A 21,054-nucleotide genomic window follows, 5' to 3' on the forward strand; every position below is an offset into this window, starting at 1 on the left:
CTTCGACTTGAAATCATGTGGCTGTATCTTCAGCCCAAAATTTTCGAAACGATCGATTGAATGTCCCCAACCGGCCACTGGCCCAGTTGATTACTGGGTGCCTGGTCTCCCTGAAGGCCTGCCAGCAGCGCATTTTCAGCTACGATTCCTGAGAGAAGAAATGAGGCGCCGCCCCCCGATGACTTCCGAAGGAGCCCAACTGCCCAAGGCCTGATCTTATGAAGATCAGCCATCAGCTCCTCCTACCAATCGGCTCAGCGATGTTGTCTATCGGAGGGTTGCTGGTTGGCATCACCTTGTAACAATTGAACCTGTGCGGTGACGTTTCTGACCCGAACCGGCCTGCCAATGCCACAGAGCAGGTTGAGCCAATAAAAATAAAAACAGATCAGCAAAAGGATATTGCAATGAAAGACACGCGAATTCCCATCAACCCATGGCCTGTCTCAACTTGGCTCTTGAACGTAACAACCAGCTTTTCAGCGAAGCACAAAGCTTGCGCTGCGCCGCCCTGAATATTCTTGATCGGCCGTACCTAGATACTGCAGCTTTCAGCCAGTACCAAGAAAAACGAAGACATGCCGATCTTAAATATGATGATGCCATCGAGCACCTGCGATTGCTCATGACGCAATACCACCCTCCCCGGCTCACTCAACATTTCCGATAACATAAGGCCGTTGATTTCGCATGAGCGGCCAGGGATGCCTGATTCAACAGGGAGATGGGATCGTCATGTATAAAATGAGTGCAAGCCATGCCAGCGTGCTGGTGAACATACTTTCGGCGCAAGGATTGGATGTCGACGGTCTGTGTCAGGAGGCTGGGCTTGATGTAAAACTCGCATCTATTCCGAGTTCATTCTGCGAACGAAGCACTATCTACCGCCTATGGGATCTGGCGGCTCAGGCCTCCGGCGATCCAGACATTGGTTTGAAGTCCACCGAGAGCTTCCATCCGGGCATTTTCCGGATTGTCGCCTATACCATGATGTCCAGTTCGAACCTGAAAAAGGCATTCGACCGACTGGTTCATTTTAGCCCGTTGATCGGCACGGGTTTCACTTTGTTCGTCGTCCAGGAACAACAGCATTACCGCCTGGTCACGATCGATCATCATCAGCGCGGCTCGATCAAACCCCGGCAGTACACCGATGCCAGCCTCGGAACGCTGTTAGGTGTCTATCGCTGGCTGAGCGGTGACAAATCGCTAAGACCGCTGAGTGTGGAATTTAGCTATCCCCAACCGAGAGACATCCTCGAGCATCAACAGCTGTTTGGCTGCGAACTGCGTTTCGGGGCGGCCTATGACAGCATCCTGTTCAATGGTGAGGAGCTGCTGCGTCCTTGAGCATGGCCAACGAGGGGCTGGCCAAGCTCCATGATAGTTATGCCAACGCTCAGCTTGACCTGTTAAATGACTCCACCATGGTGTGCAGGATTCGTGCGCTGATCACCGAACGCTTGAGTCAGGAGCAAAGACAGTACCAATGTGATATGGAATCGATTGCCGCCGCACTGAATATCAGCAAGCGAACTTTGCAACGGGCACTGGAGAAGGCGGGCACGCAGTTCACGGATATCCTGAACTATGTGCGCCAGCAGCTGGCCGATTTCTACCTGCGTCATTCCCATTTCAATATGCAGCACGTGACTTTCCTGCTCGGGTTTCACGACCACAGCAGTTTCCACAAGGCCTGCCTGCGTTGGTTCGGCATGACGCCCGGTCAGTATCGAGTCAGCCAATCATCGTTAGAGGCCAAATGAACACCTACATAAGATTTCTATTTGTGATGCCATAAATGCCCTTTGGCAACCTATCGTTCCCTAATGCTCAGACACAAATCTATGCCCTCTATCGCTGTCTGTAGCTTCTGCCGAAGCAGCGGGAGTTACCGTGGCTCCGACAACTAGCGGTGATGAACCAACAATTGAATTCATACTCACGGCCATTGACGATTTGATAAAGGAAATCGATCTTGCGCTAAGGTAACAGTAAGTTTGTCAGCCGGAGGGATTGTCCAAACAGACGGCAATAGCCGATATCGGCATGTGTATGTCGAGATCCGGAGGATGAGCTGTCAGGCCCGGAGTGAAGGATACGTGGTTGCCGAGTAGAAAAAACAAAGCCCCGGAGGTTCGCGTCTCCAGGGCTTCTATTTTCGTCTCCATCTCTTAATGGTTAACGAACGTGGGTAGGACACTACCAGCGTCGTTTTGATATTTCACTACGATTTTTGATAAACGTGTTCGAGAAACGTGCGTCCTTTAGCCGCAGCAGGGTTTAGGCTTGCAAGCGATCAGCTGGCCACAGAGTTGAAGAACTATTAGCAGAAAAGACGTGACTCGCAGGCGAAGCGAGCCGGACTCGTCGATTTATGGTGAGACGCGACCAGCCTCATCTGGCCTAGCTTCCTGCAGCAGAAAACAAGGTTTTAGCCCGGCCTCGTTGGCCCGAAGGAGCGACGAATAAAAGCCTCCCATACGATCACGCGAGCTTTATGGCTCCGCCCTGGATATCGTCACGCGCCGATCGTAAGTCAATAGCGTCCTGGTTGAGCCGGTGAATCATGTTGAGCAACCGTTGACGAAGCACCTCGTCTTGAAGCTGCTCTGCTGCGCGCATCACATCAAGCGCTGCTACCTCATTATTTGCTGCAACGGAGTCGAGCAGCTTGCGCATGCTTCTTGATGGCCGATTCATCGCCAATCCCTTAGGTTTCGATGGCGCGAATTATATGGCTGGAATGTTGCGTCAGTGTTTCAGCAGCAAAAACGGATGTTTAGTCGCTCGTTCTGGCTCATTTGGCGCGATCCGAGGGACGGCCTTAAGAGCGGATCCGTAGCTAAGCGGCCCGTTCCAAAGCATCCAGCAATCCAAAAATCCCGTGATAGCGTATGCCGAGGAACCAAATGGACGATAGGGACTGAAGCCTCGTGAGATCCGCGCATCTTGACGTAACTGCTTAAGTAAACCGGAAGCAGAGGCAAACTTTCGGCCACTCGCGACGCCTCACTTAGCCATATTAAATGCTCCCTGATTAATACCTGCTCTACGAGCATCACATTTGAGAACTTCATGTGCCCGTGAGTCCTACATCCGCAGCAATCTCGGTCGCTTAATGTCCGCGAATATAGTGTTCCAGTTGTCGGATCAGGTCGGCCTGTTCGACGATGGCTTCTTTCACCAGATCCCCAATCGACAAGAGGCCAATCAGTTGATCACCTTCCACAACCGGTAAATGACGCAGATGACTGTCGGTCATGACCATCATGCAACGCTCTATGCTTTGCTGACTGTCTGCCGTCACGACGGGAGCGCTCATGATGGCCCGGACTGGCGTACCGACCGAAGATCGCCCCTGTAGAACGACCTTGCGGGCATAGTCGCGTTCGCTGACAACGCCAACCACTTGCCCATCCTCTATCACAGGTAGAGCCCCACATTCTTTTCAGCCATAATCTTCAGCGCTTCATACACCATCTGATCTGGCGAGATGCTATGTACCTGTTGGTTTTGCAAGACCTTCAGTTTCAGCAATTGTGCGGCTGTTTTCATGAACGGCTCCGATGCTAATTTCGAATAAAAAAAGCAAAAAAACGCCTGAAACCATTCGGTTCCAAGCGCCTTTGCCTGTTTTTCTGCAGTGTTAAAGCCAGAGTTCTCTGTCTGAGGCACGAATGCTATTCATGGCCTGTTCGGCCCATCGATCATCATTGACCGAGTGAGGTGCCCAGAGGAATACGCGGTAGGTAAACCTGATATGGATCTTGCAGCCTTTGTGCCAGCCGGGAGCAGAGACACTCCATCCCATGTGGAAGTCAAAGCTCCTGAGCTATAGATGGTTATGACGGTGGCATCGATCCAACCGAGGTTCAGCGGGTCGAGCAGACGTCCCGCTAAAGCGAATCGCCGAGGTCAACAAACGGATGAGGTTGAGCTATGGGAGGCGAAAGTCCATCGCGCTGCTTTCGACTGGTGCACGTTCTTATGCACGGAGCTTTACAACAGTGCATGTCCTAGTTGACGCCTTGGTTTTAATGACGGGCAAACGAAGAGTTGAACATGCAGCCCACACTCATATACAAATCCCCCTTCGACAATCACCAAATCGTGAGCCAGGCCTTGCCTGAAGGGTCGAGCCCAAATGACGGCTGCTTCCTTTATCAACCTCGTAACTGAGCTATGAGCATGCCAGTGACTTGAACCGATTTGGACACAATCTCCCTCTCACCGCTGATGATATCTACCAGGTACTGAAGGACGTCGTGCTTGGGCAGGCTCCTCCTCATTCGGGCGGACGCATCGATGGCTCATTTGGTTGCAACTGAAAACCATAGCAATCCTCTACCACCATAGGACTAAAATTCCGAAACGTTCCCCGCAAAATGACAGGAGTTGTCTAGTCTGGAGTCAGACCATAAACCGGTTCCGAGCAGGAGTTTTTCAAATGCCTATTAAAGGGTTCGACGCACTCACTCAAAGACTTAAACAATTGGCTGAAGACGCAGAGGCTTTTGACGGAACGCACTCCGTGCCTCTCTCGGAAGCCCTTACGCATAGCTTTCTCTCGGAGCACAGTCGTTTTACCAGCGCCGATGATTTTCTCGCAGCCGGTGGTTTTGAACTCGAATCGGTCGATGACTTTAAAGCTATGCCCGAGGAAATGCTGGACGCTTATGTCCAATCGGAAACCTCTTTTTCTTCTTGGAAGGAGATGTTGGGTGCTGCAATGCAGCTTTGGACGAAGAAACGACTTGGGCTTTTGTAGCGATCGCGCTGTCCCCTTCTAAAACGAACTCACTTAAGCTTGGGAAAGTGGACAGTCTGGCAACACCGAGAAGAAATGAGATAGCCGCAATGCGCTTCCTTGAAGCAGTCACGGAAGGCAAAACTGTGGAGCGCCTCGCCCAAAGGTACATCACGTAAAAACGTGAGCTCGAGCCGGGGCCCTTGAAATTCGGTAGCGCTACGGCCAAAACAATCCGAGCGTTAGTGAGCTAGAAACATATCTCGGTATTATTTTCTCATAGAGGCTATAGGCCTCTACGGATGAGCTACCATAGCGTGACGGTGTTTTTTTTCAGGAGGAGATTATGCATCGATTGGTGAAGCCATCGGATTATGTTCTTCAGACTGTAATGGACAAAGCGGTTTACATCCTTCCTTGGGAACGGCGACATTGTTCCGGAAATCCTACGGATGAACCCGAGAAAGGCGCCCTGCTCTATAACAAATACATCCGGAATTTCATACATGGTGTAACACAGCGAACACCAAGTGAACGAATAACTGAAATTGCGCAATCGTGTCTGGCGTTAGCCGGAGAGCCTGCTAGGCGTTGGCAGATGATTTGTCTGCGGCCTACCTGGGCCGATACAGCTTTGCGATCGCTGACATTTCAAAATACGATGCTGAATCGAAAGAATTTCGAGGCGACCTAGCGATCTGCTCTGACGAAATTAAAAAGCTGCCAGCGAATCTCGTGATGGCTTTGCGAGCACGAGCTGCAGGACTCTTGTTACGCTGACGTCTGGGATATCTTACATCGGGGACAGGACTACCATTAGTTAGGTCTTGACCTGCTCCCCCTCATGCGCCGACCCTTGTTGACCTGTTAGCTCTGATGCTCCGAGTCCATCATTTGCCATGGCACTTACGCACAGCTCGTTTTGCGCGCCGCCATTTCAATCCTGAGTCTGCCGATCAAATTTGAAATTGCCCGACTAGACGTGAGATCCGATGCCAACACGTCGGGGACAAACAGTTCTACACGGCCAGAAACAGGCTCAACCATCTTGATCAAAATTGACCCTTTGGGGTTCACGGAGCACGTGCAGGAGCGAGGTAATAACGCGCTCTCAATAATATGTCGGAGCTCAAGAGCGGAAATCATAAGGTTCGTCCGAATGAGAAATTTCTTCTCATTCTTGACTATGAAACCAAGTAGTCAAGAAACGCACCGAAGCTGATTCACGACCAATTGTTTCCCCTACCCCTGGCATCGAGCTGTCGCAGTAGATCCTCTTGCTTTGTGTACTGCATCTCCCCAGTTTGATGGTGTGGGTGCAATGGTGCAGGACATCGGTCGTGAAGAAGTGCGAGCAATCTTAGTAGATACAGTCCCCTGCGTGTTTATTGATCGCGTCGCTCAGAGTTGCTCGACGAGGCTCGAAAGACATTCGCCTCATTCGGCCTCGGTGAACGCTACATCATTGAGTCGGGCGGCAAGTGTTATCTGATCAGCTGGATAGGTGATCATGACAACGATCACTGCGCCTGTTGCTCACCGGGTGGGGGGATGGAAGTCACGACGCGCTGTCATAAATTGTCGCAGCTCAGCCCTGCATAATTGTTGAAATCATGAAGTCATACCGGTACTCCTAGGACACTAATTTTTTGCAGGGAATGCACCATGCACGCAAGATTCAGGGTCATCGAGACCACCAGACGGGACGATGGCATTAAGCAATATCGGGTTGTAGATCTCGTTGAGGGTGGCTCAGCTAGCAAGCATGGTGTGTTCAAGGTCAGGGTGGAGGCAGACGATGTTTGTTCGCTCCTGAACGCTGAACATCCACGTCAGATTGGCGTAGGTCGTGCGCTGGGCCTACGATCCACTGGTTCAGCAATGCCAGGCGCCGGATAACTTTGTAAGACTGCTGAATGCCTATAGCGCAGTCATGGACTACTGCTCCGAAGTACGTTTTGAAGGCGCTACAGGTTAAGCCGCTGACACTCAGCCTCGGCTTCTTCTCTGTTTTGATAGGTAGTCTTAAGGCGATGCTTTTCCTCATTATCGTAGAGGTTGAAGCCTATCGGAGCGGTCTGAGAGTAGAAGCGCGATCCGTCACGCATGGATCCTGTTTCTGTAGGGATTGCAGGCACAATTACAAATCTCGAAATCATCTTCATGCCCTCTCCTGAAACCTTACTATTCGCGGCTACACGGCATCGCAGTAAGCGATCTTCATTTTTCCGATAACCAACACGAGCCCTAGGAACGGTTCGCATCTTTTGTAGAAGCGCAGCTGAAAAAAGCGCGGATCAGCTAACGTTGCACAGAACGTTCGTGGTGCATTAGTGACCATCAGCAGGAACGAAGAGTTCATCAATTTGACTCTCGCGGTGCTTATGGCGGCGGGATAAGCCGCATTCAAGGATATGGGCAACTCGAGTGTCAAACTTTTGGTGGGACATCCGAAGGGCAAGTGCTCATTCAGTCTCGCCATTAAATAATACTCGTCAAGGAGCGTGCTGAAGCATTCACAACCAGTTCTTTCTAACCCAAAGCAAGCCCGCTTCGTAACAGGCACCGGTGGAGGGTGGCGGATCTTTCACTTTCTAGCTAAGCGTCAGATGTGCTTGGAGACAATCGACGATGATGTCGTGGCATGGCAAGTCTTGATCGAGACAGCGTCGCGCTATTCGCACAGCCCTACCCTGGCAGGTACGTTGCACGTGACGACCCGCGCTGTGGGACTCGACCTCCGTTTTTTTACGAGCTATGAGATGCCAACGCCTGCGCTTGCCATAACGTCTTGAACGGCCCATCGCGCTTGAGTAAATCTTCAGGAATACCGTCCTCGACGATCTGCCCTTCGTGAAGAACGATGATGCGGTCAAAACTCACCACGGTTGAAAGACGGTGAGCAATCGCGACCACCGTCCGCCCGCGCATCAATGCCGTCAATGCAGTCCGGATGACCGACTCTGTTTGGGAATCCAGCGCTGACGTCGCTTCGTCCAACACCAGAATCGGTGCGTTTTTAAGAAAGGCCCGAGCCAGGCCGAGACGTTGACGCTGACCACCGGAAAGCCGCGCGCCACGCTCACCAATCAATGTTCCGTATCCATGGGGCAAGGCACGAATAAACACATCGCAATAGGCTTGCCGGGCTGCGCCGAAGACATCGTGGTCAGCGGCTTGTGGTTGACCATAGGCGATGTTCTCGAAAATGCTGCGATTGAACAGCGCCGCTTCCTGCGGAACGACGGCAATTTGCCGTCGGAGGCTGTCCTGGCTGACCGAGCGAATGTCGCGGTCGTCAATCAGGATGATTCCACTGCGCACATCATCCAGGCGTTGCAGCAAATGGATCAATGTCGATTTGCCTGCGCCGGATGCTCCGACCACCCCAACGGTTTGGCCCGCCGGGATGTCCAGAAACAAGTGCTTGAACACGTCGCGGCCATCGGAATAGCTGTAACTGACATCGATGAATTTGATACTCCCGCGCGGGGCCTGCATTTCTTCCGGCGTGTCGGACAAGGCATGAGGCTGAACGATGATGCGTAATGTCTCGGCGATATCCCCTAGTTGCTGCGAGGTGTCGACCAGCGCCAGTGCCAGATCCCGAGAGCCATGCAAAATGCGGAAAGTAAGTGCGCTGATCATCACCACATCACCGGCGGTGATGCCTGTGTCGCGCCAGAGGCTAATCGCCCAGATGAGCATGCCGCCAGCCATGAATGATAGAAAATATCGTGCAACAGACGGGCTTTTCCAGATAGATCCAGCTGCGACGCTGGGCTCTAGCTTCGACGCCGATGGCGCGCTCAAGCCTCTGACGCTCCCGGTTACGAGCGGAGAATGCCTTGATCGTCCAGACGTTGGAGACCAAATCGACAATCTCTCCCCGACCCGCGCCGATTGCGAAGCAAAGTCGATATGCCGCGCGCGCCCACGGATACCAAAAAAGGTAATCATCAGGCCTACAACAATCACGCATGCGATCAACGCGCCAGCCATGCCGATGCTTACCGTACACAGCACGATCACTGCACCGAGGAAATCGACACATGGCGGGATAATCTTCCACGCCAACCCACCGTAGATCGAACCTGCCGCCGCACCCGCCGATGAGATTCTATTAGCCAGTGCGCCGGCGAAATGCTGGGAAAAATAGCGCATGGGGTGGCCCGTGAGATGGCTGAATAGATCTACACGCAGATCAGCGCAACTAGCGACCACTGTACGACATCCCAGCCAGCCGCCTAGCCGCCAGAAGATGTTTTCCAGGACAATCAAACCGATGAATAGACTGAAAGGCCACCAGAGATGAGCGCTGGCCCGGTCACCCAGAGTCATCACATCCACCAGCAATTTCATGCCGTATTGCACGGCCACTGCGCAGCTGGCTGCACCAACCACCAGAAACAGCATCACGGAGAAATGCCAGGGACGCCGACGAACATAGCGCCAGAGAAACGCAACTGGCTGATCGGCTAGCGGCTCCTCTTCGATCACGTCTTCACGTTCCATGGGAATCCGTACCAAATGCAGTTTGCGCTCCGGGTCTACTGAAGCGTTGCGTCAGCACATGCATGGCCACACGCAGCGGATGGCACGGCGCACGTAGCCCTTCGCCGTCGGAATAGCCGAATAGTCCGGCGGGACAATAGCGGTCATCATCCCAACCCGGATAGTCGAGTATGGGATACCAACAGATACCCTCGATCGGCACGCCACGCCGCATCGCCTGCTCGACCTGGTCGCTGATATAAGCAAGCCACGGTACGCGTTCATCAGCTTCGGCACCGGTTTCCGACAGGAGCATCGGCCGCTCGTAACGCTGGTAAACCTCGCTGAGCATGCCCGCCAACGGGCGGTAGTCACGGGCGCCCCGAGGTATTTTCGGGCCGTTGTGAAACCATTGGTTATGCGGGTAGAAATTAACGCCGACAATGTCCAGGTAGGTTTCTTGTCCGCCCAGCCCCGGCCACTGTCTGCCGGTCAGCAGATCCCATGCGTCGAACTGGGACTGTCGGTAATTTTCGGCGGCATTGACCTGGTCGACACGGTGAGAACCGGCGATGACGTTAATCAATGGTTCGCCCTGAATAAACCGTGCTGACGGTACCTGTTCACGGATGGCCTCTATCGCCGCAATGCTCGCGCGTACCAACTGATGCTTGAGTTCGAGTCCACGTCCCTTGACTGATGGATTGAAATACCCGACCGCCCCACCCGCCCAGCTCCAAAACGAAATTTCATTGAGGGCGAATAAAATGGATGTTCAATCCCCTCCTCTCGGATCAGCCTGGCAACGGCAGCGCAGAACTTTGCGAAACGCTCGACGAACGCCGGCCTCCATATATCAAGATCGTCAGGGTAACCGTAATGGCAAAGATCCCAGATCACTTGCAGATCACAGGCCTGCGCGGCGCGCAGCATGGGCAGGAAACTGCTCCAGTCATAATGACCCGGACGCGTCTCGATCAAATGCCAACGTAGTCCATCTCTGATGCTGCGGATGCCCATTGCCGACATCTGCTGATAATCACGGGTCACCCAGCGCTCATGGCCTGTGGCATTTAACAAGTCGAGGCGCCGGCCATCATTGCGTCGGTGCGACGAACATTCGAAACCGGCTAGCAAAAAACTTTCGAAAATATCCTGCCTTTTCATGGCGCCGAAACCGGGCCTGCAGTTTTCACCCTGCTGCCATTGTTCGGCTCGGCTTCCCAGCCCGATACGTGTGCGTCGCTGGCAGCCTCGGCAATACGTTGGTAAAGGGCCAGTGCCTGGCCCACTACCTGATCCATGTTGTAATACTTGTACGTCCCTAACCGGCCAACAAATGTGACATCCGATGTGCTTTCGGCCAGTGTCCGGTAGCGTTTGTACAACTCGGCGTTTTCCGGGCGAGGAACAGGGTAATAGGGATCGCCATCCGAACAGGGAAATTCATAGCTGATGCTGGACAGTGGATGTGTCTGTCCGGTGAGATGCTTGTATTCGGTGATGCGCGTATACGGCACTGCTTCGTCGGGATAATTGACCACCGCCACGGGCTGAAACTGCGGCTGGTTAATTGTCTCGTGCTGAAATCGTAAAGACCGATAAGGAAGTTTGCCAAAGCAGTAATCGAAATACTCATCGATCGGCCCGCTGTAGACCAGGTGACCATAACGCACACAATGACGCACAGCCTTGAAATCGGTCACTAGCAGAATGTCGATGCGTGGGTGATCTAGCATGCGCTCGAACATGCGTGTATAGCCATCGCGCGGCATCATCTGAAAAGTATCGCTAAAGTAGCGGTCGTCACTGTTGGTTCGGGTCGGCACACGAGAGGTGACGGATTTATCGAGCTCTGACGGATCGAGTCCCCACTGTTTTCTGGTGTAGCCTCGAAAAAACATTTCGTAGAGTTCACGACCCACCTGGCTGACAACAACGTCTTCCGACGTGCGGACAGTGGCCACCGGCTGCGCACGGCTGGCCAGGAAGTCAGCTGCTTGCGGTTCCGTCATGGTCAATCCATACAACGTGTTCAGCGTAGTCAGGTTGATAGGAATGGGTACGCAATGCTCATCGACTTGCGCCAGTACCCGATGCTCGTACGCACGCCACTCAGTGAATCGCGAAAGGTATTGAACAATGCGCTCGGCGTTGGTGTGAAAGATATGTGGGCCATAACGATGAACCCACACACCCGCTTCATCCATATGATCAAAGGCGTTGCCGCCGATATGCTCGCGACGGTCGATCAGCAGCACGCGCTTGTCTAACCCTGCGCTTAGTCGTTCGGCCAACACGCTGCCGGCAAACCCGGCACCGACAATCAGGTAGTCGTAGAAAGGCGAAGCGCTGTCGCTATCCTGGGATGAACCGCCAGTGGCAGTCTCCAATGTTATCTGAGGCATTCGATCTGCTCCTTCATAACGGCGCAGGTTTTGTCCCATGACATCCCGTCAAGCACGGCATCGACACGCCGGGTAAAGGCAGCAGAGTCATGACTGCGATCGAGATTGCCTTGAATGGCGGCAATAAACTCATCGATCGATGAAGCGATCGCCACCACACCTGCGTGGCCATATACCCGAACCACATCAACGATGGGCGAAGAAACCACGGGGCACCCGCCCGCCAAATATTCGGGAGTCTTAGTGGGACTGATGAAGCGCGTCGATTCGTTGAGGGCGAAGGGCATCAAGGCGACGTCCCAACCTGCGAGATAAGCAGGCAGCTGTGAATAGTCCTTACAACCCAAGTAGTGGATGTTGGGATAGCGTGGCAGAGCTGCCGGATCGATTTTGACCACAGGGCCGATCAGAACAATTTGCCATTCAGGGCGCTGGCGCGCCACCTCGCTGACCAGCGCTACGTCAAAACGCTCATCGATTACGCCGAAAAATCCAAGACGGGGGTGCGCAATCGCAACCTGATCCAACGGCTGCGGCAGTGGTTGCCGCGCGGCAGCAAAATGGTTGAGGTCAACGCTGCTGGGAACTGCATGCGCGTTGTCATGGAGCTTGCTCTTGGCCTCCCAGAGGCTGAAGCCCCCGTAAAGACGACGTCAGCCCGATGCATCAATTGTTGCTCCTTCTCCACCAACTCCTTGGGTGCCCCCTTGAACGCGGACAGTTCATCCATGCAATCAAAGATGGTGACTTGTCCTTCAAGGTGCGAGGTGAAGTCCAGACTCATAGGGGTGAAATACCAGAGCAATAATTGCGAGGGCGCATGCATCGCCAGGTATGCATCCAGCAGCTCTCGCTGAGCAGCGATGGTTTGGGTTTGTTCGAGGCCTGCCGGAAGACGAGGCACCAGCACCGTCACACCCTCCGTGGGTTGGATCTGCTCCAGCCAAGGGTAGTCAATGTCGTCGTGCAATGGCTCCTCAAAAAAAAGCACATCATAGTCTTTGGCCAAGCGCGACATCACTTGCTGCGGTCTTTGATAAACGAAACCCCAGCGCAAATGCGACAGGCATAACAGCGTAGGACGAACGGATTGAGCGGCTTTTTTGTTAGCGTTCAGAAAGGCGGGGGTCAACTGCGAGTCGGGTTGCTCTACAAGGTTCATGTGCTTTCCCTCGGTCATTATCGGTAAGAAATCCGAAGCGCAGTAACAACCTGGCTTCAACACCAACTCATGCTTTCGAAGAGCGACCCGGTGATCCGATACCACGTTCTGCGCGCTTCTAGGGTGTTGGAGGAGCTGTTGCTCAAATCCGTTCAAAGACGTTTGATCCCAAGTCGATGAAGTGCATTACCGGTCGTGCAAATTCCCTGAACTACTCATCGCCTGTGACCCTATAAAAAGGAAGCGGCGCAATTTTGCTCGGCTTGGGATGAGGGCGCATCATGATCTTGGTGACCGGAGGTGCGGGGTATATCGGGGCGCATATCTGCGTCGAACTGCTGCGCGATGGCAGCGACGTTTTAATACTGGACAATCTCTGCAACAGCTCGCGCACAACCATCGAGCGGATTACCGTACTGGGAGGTATTCGCCCAGGCTTCATCACAGGAGATATGCGCAATCGCGCGCTCCTGGAACGTATATTCGATGATTACCCGATTGATGCTGTCGTCCACTGCGCCGGGCTGAAAGCCGTTGGCGAAAGTGTGCGCGAGCCATTGCGATACTTTGAGACAAACGTCAGCGGCAGCGTGAACTTATGCCAAGCGATGGCCGATGCCGGCGTCAACACCTTGTTATTCAGCTCTTCGGCCACCGTTTATGGTGAATGCGTACAGATGCCAATAGACGAATCTTGCGCCTACGGGCAACCCACCAATCCGTACGGCCATTCCAAACTAATGGCGGAAAATGTCATGACCAGCATCGCCCGATCAGACCCGCGCTGGTCGGTGGGCTTGTTGCGCTATTTCAATCCGATCGGCGCGCATCCTTCGGGGCGGCTAGGTGAAGCGCCCACTACGGCGCCGAACAATCTACTGCCTTATTTGTTGCAAGTGGCTAATAAGGAGCGTGAGGATTTAAATGTTTTCGGTACCGATTATCCGACACCCGACGGCACCGGTGTGCGGGATTACATTCACGTAATGGATCTGGCCGAAGGGCATCTGAAGGCACTGGATTACCTGCAGCGCAAATCGGGCGTGCACATTTGGAACCTGGGGACAGGTCGTGGTTACTCTGTGCTTGAAGTGGTTAGTGCATTCGAGCGTATTTCAGGAGTACCTATAGCGCTAAAAAACAGTCCACGTCGTAGCGGCGACATCGCTCAATGCTGGGCCGATCCGAGTAAGGCAGAGCGTGAGTTAGGTTGGCGCGCAGACAGAAATCTGGACGATATGCTGAGAGATGCATGGCGTTGGCAATGCCAGAATCCCCACGGTTATGAAACGGATAAGCTGGACAGTTGATCGACTGATGGTTTCTCGCCGCATTCTTGAGCGACTTGGTCAATGTCGATCAATGACCGATAGATATCTGGATCATCTGTTGGGCTGTAAGTGATACCGCTGACGGTACGCCCGGTTTCTATCAGTTCGAAATGCTGCCCATCAGGCAGTTTCAGCGTTAGCCCTACGCTTCTGTCGATGACTCCAGGTGGACTTAAGACGAGGTTCGCTCCGTCTGCGTCCCGATAAACCTTACCGTCGTAGGAAGTTTCGTACCCCCCATCCAATGTGTTGTGTAGTGGAAAATGGATCGCCCGATTGTCCTCCACAAATCCAAGGCGCCACATTTCACGACGTTGTAGGCTGACGCATCCACTTGCTGCCCGAGAGAATTAACCTGAGACAACAACTGCGCCGCGACAGGTAATCGACAAGGGCTCTTCAGCCCGAGGATCGTTTCGCACGCCGCTTTTTCTTCCCGTTGATGGAGGACACTCTGCTACGGATGGCTCAAAAATTTTGAACGACAACCGCACTCTTTTATCTCAATAGTGAGCATGTCACGGCCATTGGCATGCTGTAGCGGTAATCTTTTGCAAATTTTTGCTCGTCAACTTGCTTCAGATAGTCAACTCATCGTACGCCTGCCGGCGTGCAATTTTCTTCCCATTTTAAAGTGAGGAATTGCCATGATTTCGATTCGAAGAAATTTCAGCGCTGAGTACCCCTCGGACTTCTCACGTTTGTTCATGGTCACGGCGGATTCGTTCGAGCGGGACGCTCAGCGTCTGTCGAAACACGTGCTGCTCGCCTTACTAAAATTCCCGACTCCGCGCATATAGATAACGGCTCTTGACCATTCAAATAGCGGGGTGACCAGTGTACCCACTTCAGAAATCCGAAAAAAAGCCCGCGCATGGCGCGGGCAACGGGAGGTTTGCATGAGCGGCTCGTCCGGCGACGACGGCCTATTATTGAGAGCCAGTGTGGACAGCTGTAGTTCGATTTTTTTACAAAAGCCCTGTCGGAAGTGCGCTTCCGACAATTAAGGTTTTCCGGCGCTAGGTGCCCTCGCCTACACCCGCAACAGATTGCGCGTATAAAACCGTTGCCTTCTCGATGAGCGCTCTTCGTTCTTCAGGGCTGATAATTCCGTCTTCTTCAAAATCATCCGCGAGCCGCAGCAGCGCCTCATACTGCTCTTCGGCGTCCATCCGAATTTCGGCTTGGTTGAACAATCTTTCCCACGCCATCAATGCTTGGCTTTTACGATGGTCGTTCATGACAAAGGCCATTGAGGTGTATGCCTCGATAGATACCTGCGGATTCTGTGAAGTCCGAAGAAGAGGATAATCGGTAAAGGAGGTGTTTAGGAGGTGACTACTTTTCATCTATGCCTTTGTTTAGTGCCGCCTCGGTTGCCACACGACGAGCGCGCCCAACTCCCCAAGCGAGGGCCCGAGTCATTGATTCGCCAGGGCGGCAATCACAGATTTCTTCAAAAATGTGCATGCCGCTGGTTGCGTAAACTCCGATGAACATTTGAGTGCTACCCGCGCTGGAAAGCCTTACTTGCACATCTATGGTCGTTCCATCTTCGAGCATTTCATCATGCGTTCTGCAGTGCAGCGCCGGATCTGCCCATGCCCGATATCGTTCGCCCCGTTGTCTCATGCGCGCCTCTACATTTTTGTTCGTCGTTTGAATATAGCCGCGCGAACACTCTTTTGTCGGGCGCCCATTGTTCGCTACGACAGTTACCGACGAAGCGTGAGCATCACGAAGCCCATCCAATAGATTCTCTCGTGGGGATGCCATGTCACTGTCCTCATGGGTGAAGGTAATTAATAGAAATTCGACTTTGCAGCGGGTTCAGTCAATTTGACCAAGGCCTTTAATCCGAGCGCGCAGGGATGTGAGCGTTCAGCAGCTCAAATTTCAGCCCATTCCAATATTGCGGATTTGCGCCGCCTCACCTCGCTGAGCCCATACCGTTCGGCTTGAGACTGGGACACCACTTTCAGAGGCTCCCGTCCGAGACAAGCCTTCATGCTATGTACTTTAGAAATTCGTCCCTTAGGAGAACAAAGTTTTCAGCCCACTCGTTGCGAATGCACAGTCGATCCGGGATCCGCTCTGACGGTACGATTTTTCCACGACACGTCGAATAGTCAGTGATCCAGTTCCCAGGTTGAACGATCAGCGACATGAGGTTGACGGCCACTTAAACCGACGCCAAATGCTACGCTTGATTTATCCGAAATGAGATGAAGCGCCTTCCATCGAAACCTCACTACTCAGACATTTGAGAGTCGCCATGAAGCGGATCCTGATCGGCGTTATCACCCTTGCGACAATCGGTACGACGACCTATGGACTACTCCAATGGAGAGCTGTCGAAAAGCAAAATCAAGACGTTTTGTGTGGTGACGCTAAGCACACATTAGAAGAAGTGGAAATTCGCGCGCGCGCGTTGGCTGCCGGGATGACCGTAGATGCATACGCTAAAGCTGAAGAAGAGGAAGTGGCAAAACTAATCCGTGCTCTCGAAGGTGCGTCAAGCGACGCGGATGTTGATTCGGTCATGGAGAGTCACGCTTACTCCATAAAAACGGAGAACGCCGCTGTTGAGGCACAGGTGGACGCTAAAGGCGATCAATCATTCCTCGAACAACGATTAATCAAACAACGGATACCTGTCGAGGTTAAACAACAACTCAAACGCGCCGCGAAGGCAGTCAGTCTCATTTGTAGCTAGCTCTCAGCGATAACAAGCCCTTCGCTGAAAGGTGTCCAACTCAGATTTCCCATCTTAGCCAAATCGGCATAGGGGACGACCTTAAAGGCCGCTCCTTCCACACCACTCGGCATGTAAGTCCGAACCGGGCGGTTCGAGAGAATGAGGTTATTGAGAAACGCACTAATCCCAGCCTGTCGAACCACGCAATATAAGCACGCGATTCAGCGAAGTTCACGACGGCCCTTCCGCCGTCTGCTAATGCCCCGCACCTTACATGCATAGGCTCGGAGGTATTGTTCCTCCAGTTGACAGTTAAACCGGTTTCACCCTCTTTTTCTCGTTTGTCGCTCCAATACTCGACCAACTCACCCGTACGATCAGGGATTCGTGTTGTCTCACTGAGCACAATACAACGAGTGGTACCAACGTATTCTTCAATTAGCTAGAGCGTGTCTCCGAGTAACCGGGCAACCTCCAGAACCAAAGTCTTCGCAGCCATTGCCTGACCGAGAAACACATCGTCCCATTCAGCCCTCACGAAGTCTGAAGCCTACCAGCTATGCGCTAACGTGGATCGCACAACAGGCATGATCTTCCTTCTGTTCGCAGCTCGGTTGGCTCTCCGCAAGCGGTGAATGAGTCATTCCCTGTTTTCAAGTCAGCTTCCCCATAAATGGGGTATTTAACCCATGTCCTCGATCAACCGATTACCAGCGAATTAGCCACAGAATCAGACTGCACCGCCTCAAGCGCGACGCAATCTCAATTTCGGTCATCGCAACCAGGAATAGGAAGCTCCAAATTCTGGCATAAAGAATGCTGTGCTCCGCTCTACGCACCACTGAGCGGTTGACGCTGCTACAACAGCATTTAGCAGCACACGCACGGGGCATTTGCTATGCTCATAACCGCTGCATTGTTCAAGCGCCTGCGCCGGAGAACGGCTGATTCGATTGCGCCCACCAAGCAATTCAACCTACTACGATGGTTTTCAATCGTCAGTTTCCTTCTCATTAGCGTGATTGCTTTTGGGCTCGGCTCTTTGTCAACACGGTTCCTGGCAACGGAAAGTCTTGAGCGCGATGCCCTGATGTCAGCGCAATTCATCCAGACCATCGCGAAAGGTGAGATTCGTCACCATGGACTGACCGGAATGCAGCCCGCCGATACTGCGGCACTCACTGAAAACGGGACGGTGTCGGAGGAAATGTCGAAAAACAGGCAACGTTTGACTTCCGAGTTTCTGGATTACCTTTCGCGCCTGCCCGACTCGCTCCTGGTCAACATCTTTTCCCCACTTCGGACGGTGGTCTGGTCTACCAACCCGCAGCTAATCGGAAAGAAAATTCTGAATGATGAGCTTGAGGAGGCATTCAGCGCCAAAGACCGGGTCTCCACCAAGTACAACGAAGTGGATGCTGACCGGATAGAACAGAAATTTTTTCGCTCTCCCAAAATATTTTTCATCGAGAGCTACATCCCTCTCGTGGATGACCAGGGGAACATCCTGGCGGTGTTGACATATAGGGAGCCGCTCGACCTGATTGCACGCCTTAATCGCGGACACTGGATCATCTGGTTGTCCACAATGGGCGGTCTAGCTCTTTATTTCGGGGTCTACTGGATTGCACGACGAGCATCGATCTCGCTGGCATCACAAGAGGCCCAGCTCGTTGCCAACAAGACGTATGTTGGCTTAGGCGAAATGTCCACTGCGGTCGCTCATTGCATGCGCAACCCGCTCGCCTGCATCCGCTCAAGTGCAGAACTGGCGAAAGACATGGATGGCCAACCCGCGAAGAAAAACATCGATGATATTGTCACTCAAGTAGATCGGATGTCGCGGTGGGTGAATGAATTGCTCCTGTGTTTGAGTCCGATCCGAGGAGTGGCAGAACTGGTCGAGCCGACGGAAATTATACTGGCCACACTTAACAGCTTCAGTGCACAACTGAGCCAGTCAAAAATCCAGATCGAGTTCAAGAATGTACCCATCCACGGATAATCAGTAATTCGCTTTTGCTTTCTCAGATTCTGAATAGCATCGTTTCCAATGCCATGGAGGCGATGCCGGCAGGAGGAAAACTGACCATTCAGGCTAGCGTAGATGAAGACCAGCAGTGGCTTGATCTGATCATTGGCGACACCGGGAGGGCAGCGTTACGGCAGCAAGAAATGATGGCTTTCAAATCCTTCTACACCAATAGGCATGGCAGGTTAGGCATCGGATTGATCATGGTGAAGCAGATCATGGAAAGTTTTGGTGGAGAAGCCAGCCTCACCAGCAACGAGCAGCAGGGAACATCAGTGCACTTGCGTTTCAGGTGTTTGAGCAAACCTTGGTGAGGCTAGAATGCCGGATGCATAGACCTCATGGACGCGCGATGATATCGCAACACAGGCTAGTGAAGGCTGATGACATCAAATCTATCTGTAGCTTTCCCCTGAACGCTCAGGAACTGTTCTATATGTTCCCGAAAGCTCAATACCCTCTGACTGAAACTCAGCTGTCCAACGCTATCGCTCAACGATTCGACTCGACGGTTGTCGAGACGGGGAATAGCGTCGTCGGCTTTGCTAACTTTTATCGGGCTGAAACGGGTGGAGTTTGCTGTATCGGCAATGTCATCGCTGCCCAAGAGGCACGAGGTAAAGGTGTGGCGACCTTCATCGTGGAGACGAAGACAGCTCTGGCGTTCGACCGCTATGACGCCACAGAGGTGCGGATCTCCTGCTTCAATGAAAATACAGCAGGCCTGCTGCTTTACCCAAAACTAGGTTTCTTGCCCTTCGCTGTCGAAGAGAGAATTTCTCAGGATAGTCGTAGATCAGCACTCATCCATATGACCCGCAGCAGAGTGGGCCGACCATAATACTCACCTTGAGACCAGGAACGGACGGTAAAGTCAGTGCGGTAAGAAGGGACACTATTGGATTTTCTTCCATCGAAAGCGCTCCCCTCCTATGTCGCGCTTCGTCATGCGGTAGTCTAGCTATTCTTGTTTTGATCGAGGTGCCAGTTCAGCCTTTGTAAAATACGGCGATCTTGTTTCCCACCGGATCGCGAAGGTACGCGACATAGAAGTCATCGGTGTAGGCCTCTCTGATACCCGGGTTACCCTCCTCCTGCCCACCATGGGCAAGGCCAGCCGCATGTACCTCTTCTACCTTACTCCGAGACCTTGCCTGAAAAGCCGGCATGACGCCGTTGCCAGCAGACGCGGGTTGGCCATTGAAGGGCTTGGCGATGTGGATGCTTCCAGGCCCATTGGACTTGTCTACCGCATCGGGTAGCGAGAAGCAGCAATGCCCTTCGGAGCGCTCCTTTGCATATCCGAGTGGCGAAAGAATAGCGTCGTAGAAACGAGCGGATTCTTCCACATCATTGGCACCTATGAATAAATAGCTGAGCATGATTTCGTCCTCGAAGTGGTATTCCAATACACAGTGAGCTCCATTCCCCAGCCTGTGTCAGTTCTCGCTTTGGCGCACCAGTCGGCCTCCCGTCTGCACATACGCGCACTTACCAAATCACTGCTGTAGCTATGCCGGAGAAGGCGGTAACCCACGCACATGCGCGGAGTTAGCTAAGGATGGCTGGAGGTCAGGATGTTTCTCGATCGAATGAGGGGATGATGGGCACGTTCTGCCGTGTACGGACTCATCGACTAGGCAGGTGCACAATGCAAGGCTTCCCGGAAATCTATTCCAGCGAATCCGCAGGAACCTTAGCGCCGTTGTCTGCCAGCTTTTTCATGACTGCGGAATAGAGCCAGACGTTCATCGCTGCAGAATCCTCAGTGGAACCTGTGTAGTGCAATTCAGCAGCAAGCTTTTTTCGAGCGGACAAACTACTGTCGATGTTCAAGAGTTTGAGTAAATCTACAATCGACATACGCCAATTCAATTGCTCTCCCTCCTGGCAGGCCAACGTTTCCAGTTTTGAGGCTACATCTACTTCGCTAATCGCAGCTGTAGAAGTGGAAGGTGCCGTCTGGGGTGAGCCGGGGTGCGCCATTGACGGGAGCAGACGGAGCAGCCTCAGCTGACGGGGCTGCGTGATTAGCTAACCCAAGTTTTCCAATATCGTGCGGAACAAGCTCATGAGAGTACTCCTAGGATTTAGCTGCCAACGCCCTGATGGGCATTGGATACCTATGGATGACCCTCGGCCTTCCGATAAAGTTTTATCGCTCTTCCCAGCTGCGCGA

The 21,054-nt window shown here is 52.9% G+C and carries 15 protein-coding genes and 6 pseudogenes; 8 read left to right on the forward strand and 13 right to left on the reverse strand.

Annotation, left to right across the window (positions count from 1 at the left end):
* The first annotated feature begins 690 nt into the window (after window positions 1–690).
* Together CES87_RS32910 and CES87_RS32915 are read left to right on the forward strand one after the other, a co-directional pair.
* Window positions 691–1,350 carry an AraC family transcriptional regulator gene (locus tag CES87_RS32910; RefSeq protein WP_256590833.1) on the forward strand — a complete coding sequence of 220 codons (660 nt, stop codon included), beginning with the start codon at window positions 691–693 and terminating at the stop codon, window positions 1,348–1,350.
* Window positions 1,351–1,352: 2 nt separating this feature from the next.
* Window positions 1,353–1,766, forward strand: coding sequence for a helix-turn-helix transcriptional regulator (locus CES87_RS32915; protein WP_256590842.1), 414 nt, complete (start codon window positions 1,353–1,355; stop codon window positions 1,764–1,766).
* 721 nt (window positions 1,767–2,487) lie between these two features.
* On the opposite strand, the gene CES87_RS05855 is transcribed toward CES87_RS32915, so the two are convergent.
* The 3 genes and pseudogenes from CES87_RS05855 to CES87_RS05865 all read right to left on the reverse strand — a co-directional run bounded on the left by CES87_RS05855 (window position 2,488) and on the right by CES87_RS05865 (window position 3,558).
* Window positions 2,488–2,703, reverse strand: coding sequence for a hypothetical protein (locus CES87_RS05855; RefSeq protein WP_128605334.1), 216 nt, complete (start codon window positions 2,701–2,703; stop codon window positions 2,488–2,490).
* 142 nt (window positions 2,704–2,845) lie between these two features.
* A pseudogene (locus CES87_RS32920) lies at window positions 2,846–3,002 on the reverse strand (ParA family protein); the annotation flags it as partial.
* Between the two features lie 116 nt (window positions 3,003–3,118).
* Window positions 3,119–3,558, reverse strand: a pseudogene (locus tag CES87_RS05865) (CBS domain-containing protein).
* An 892-nt stretch (window positions 3,559–4,450) separates the two neighbouring features.
* Between CES87_RS05865 and CES87_RS05870 the strand changes: the two are divergent.
* A complete protein-coding gene (locus CES87_RS05870; protein WP_128605335.1) occupies window positions 4,451–4,771 on the forward strand; it encodes a hypothetical protein in 321 nt (106 codons plus the stop codon).
* An 885-nt stretch (window positions 4,772–5,656) separates the two neighbouring features.
* On the opposite strand, the gene CES87_RS05880 is transcribed toward CES87_RS05870, so the two are convergent.
* The 6 genes and pseudogenes from CES87_RS05880 to CES87_RS05915 all read right to left on the reverse strand — a co-directional run bounded on the left by CES87_RS05880 (window position 5,657) and on the right by CES87_RS05915 (window position 12,814).
* Window positions 5,657–5,896, reverse strand: a complete 240-nt coding sequence (locus CES87_RS05880) for a DUF1652 domain-containing protein (protein ID WP_128605337.1) — start codon at window positions 5,894–5,896, stop codon at window positions 5,657–5,659.
* An 821-nt stretch (window positions 5,897–6,717) separates the two neighbouring features.
* A complete protein-coding gene (locus tag CES87_RS05895) occupies window positions 6,718–6,915 on the reverse strand; it encodes a hypothetical protein (RefSeq protein WP_322784173.1) in 198 nt (65 codons plus the stop codon).
* Between the two features lie 583 nt (window positions 6,916–7,498).
* A pseudogene (locus CES87_RS05900) lies at window positions 7,499–9,265 on the reverse strand (ABC transporter ATP-binding protein).
* Window positions 9,255–10,411 (reverse strand): annotated as a pseudogene (locus CES87_RS05905) (beta-glucosidase). Before CES87_RS05905 ends, CES87_RS05900 begins: the two co-directional pseudogenes overlap by 11 nt.
* Complete coding sequence (gene glf, locus CES87_RS05910; RefSeq protein ID WP_128605391.1) at window positions 10,408–11,652, reverse strand: UDP-galactopyranose mutase; 1,245 nt, start codon at window positions 11,650–11,652, stop codon at window positions 10,408–10,410. Before glf ends, CES87_RS05905 begins: the two are co-directional and overlap by 4 nt.
* A pseudogene (locus CES87_RS05915) lies at window positions 11,640–12,814 on the reverse strand (glycosyltransferase family 1 protein). Before CES87_RS05915 ends, glf begins: the two are co-directional and overlap by 13 nt.
* A 281-nt stretch (window positions 12,815–13,095) precedes the next feature.
* Between CES87_RS05915 and galE the strand changes: the two are divergent.
* The gene (gene galE / locus CES87_RS05920; protein ID WP_128605340.1) at window positions 13,096–14,124 is read left to right on the forward strand and encodes a UDP-glucose 4-epimerase GalE; all 1,029 of its coding nucleotides are present in this window, start codon (window positions 13,096–13,098) and stop codon (window positions 14,122–14,124) included.
* 1,040 nt (window positions 14,125–15,164) lie between these two features.
* On the opposite strand, the gene CES87_RS05925 is transcribed toward galE, so the two are convergent.
* The gene (locus tag CES87_RS05925; RefSeq protein ID WP_128605341.1) at window positions 15,165–15,386 is read right to left on the reverse strand and encodes a hypothetical protein; all 222 of its coding nucleotides are present in this window, start codon (window positions 15,384–15,386) and stop codon (window positions 15,165–15,167) included.
* A 97-nt stretch (window positions 15,387–15,483) separates the two neighbouring features.
* Window positions 15,484–15,777 carry a hypothetical protein gene (locus CES87_RS32925; RefSeq protein WP_128605392.1) on the reverse strand — a complete coding sequence of 98 codons (294 nt, stop codon included), beginning with the start codon at window positions 15,775–15,777 and terminating at the stop codon, window positions 15,484–15,486.
* 375 nt (window positions 15,778–16,152) lie between these two features.
* Here CES87_RS32925 and CES87_RS34145 point away from each other — a divergent pair, with 375 nt between their 5' ends.
* The 4 genes and pseudogenes from CES87_RS34145 (at window position 16,153) to CES87_RS05950 (ending at window position 19,716) form a co-directional block, all read left to right on the forward strand.
* Entirely contained in the window at window positions 16,153–16,281 is a 129-nt protein-coding gene (locus tag CES87_RS34145) for a DUF1652 domain-containing protein (protein WP_128605342.1), read from the forward strand.
* A gap of 139 nt (window positions 16,282–16,420) precedes the next feature.
* Window positions 16,421–16,861, forward strand: coding sequence for a hypothetical protein (locus CES87_RS05940; protein ID WP_128605344.1), 441 nt, complete (start codon window positions 16,421–16,423; stop codon window positions 16,859–16,861).
* An 880-nt stretch (window positions 16,862–17,741) separates the two neighbouring features.
* A pseudogene (locus tag CES87_RS05945) lies at window positions 17,742–19,189 on the forward strand (sensor histidine kinase).
* Between the two features lie 38 nt (window positions 19,190–19,227).
* Entirely contained in the window at window positions 19,228–19,716 is a 489-nt protein-coding gene (locus CES87_RS05950; protein ID WP_128605346.1) for an N-acetyltransferase, read from the forward strand.
* 148 nt (window positions 19,717–19,864) lie between these two features.
* Here CES87_RS05950 and CES87_RS05955 read toward each other — a convergent pair whose 3' ends face one another.
* Window positions 19,865–20,284: a VOC family protein gene (locus CES87_RS05955; protein WP_256590836.1), complete on the reverse strand. Its 420-nt coding sequence runs from the start codon at window positions 20,282–20,284 to the stop codon at window positions 19,865–19,867.
* Between the two features lie 262 nt (window positions 20,285–20,546).
* Window positions 20,547–20,861, reverse strand: coding sequence for a DUF3597 domain-containing protein (locus tag CES87_RS05960; protein ID WP_128605347.1), 315 nt, complete (start codon window positions 20,859–20,861; stop codon window positions 20,547–20,549).
* Between the last annotated feature and the right edge of the window lie 193 nt (window positions 20,862–21,054).

It is taken from the genome of Pseudomonas sp. ERMR1:02, from assembly GCF_002277815.1.
GTDB lineage: Bacteria > Pseudomonadota > Gammaproteobacteria > Pseudomonadales > Pseudomonadaceae > Aquipseudomonas.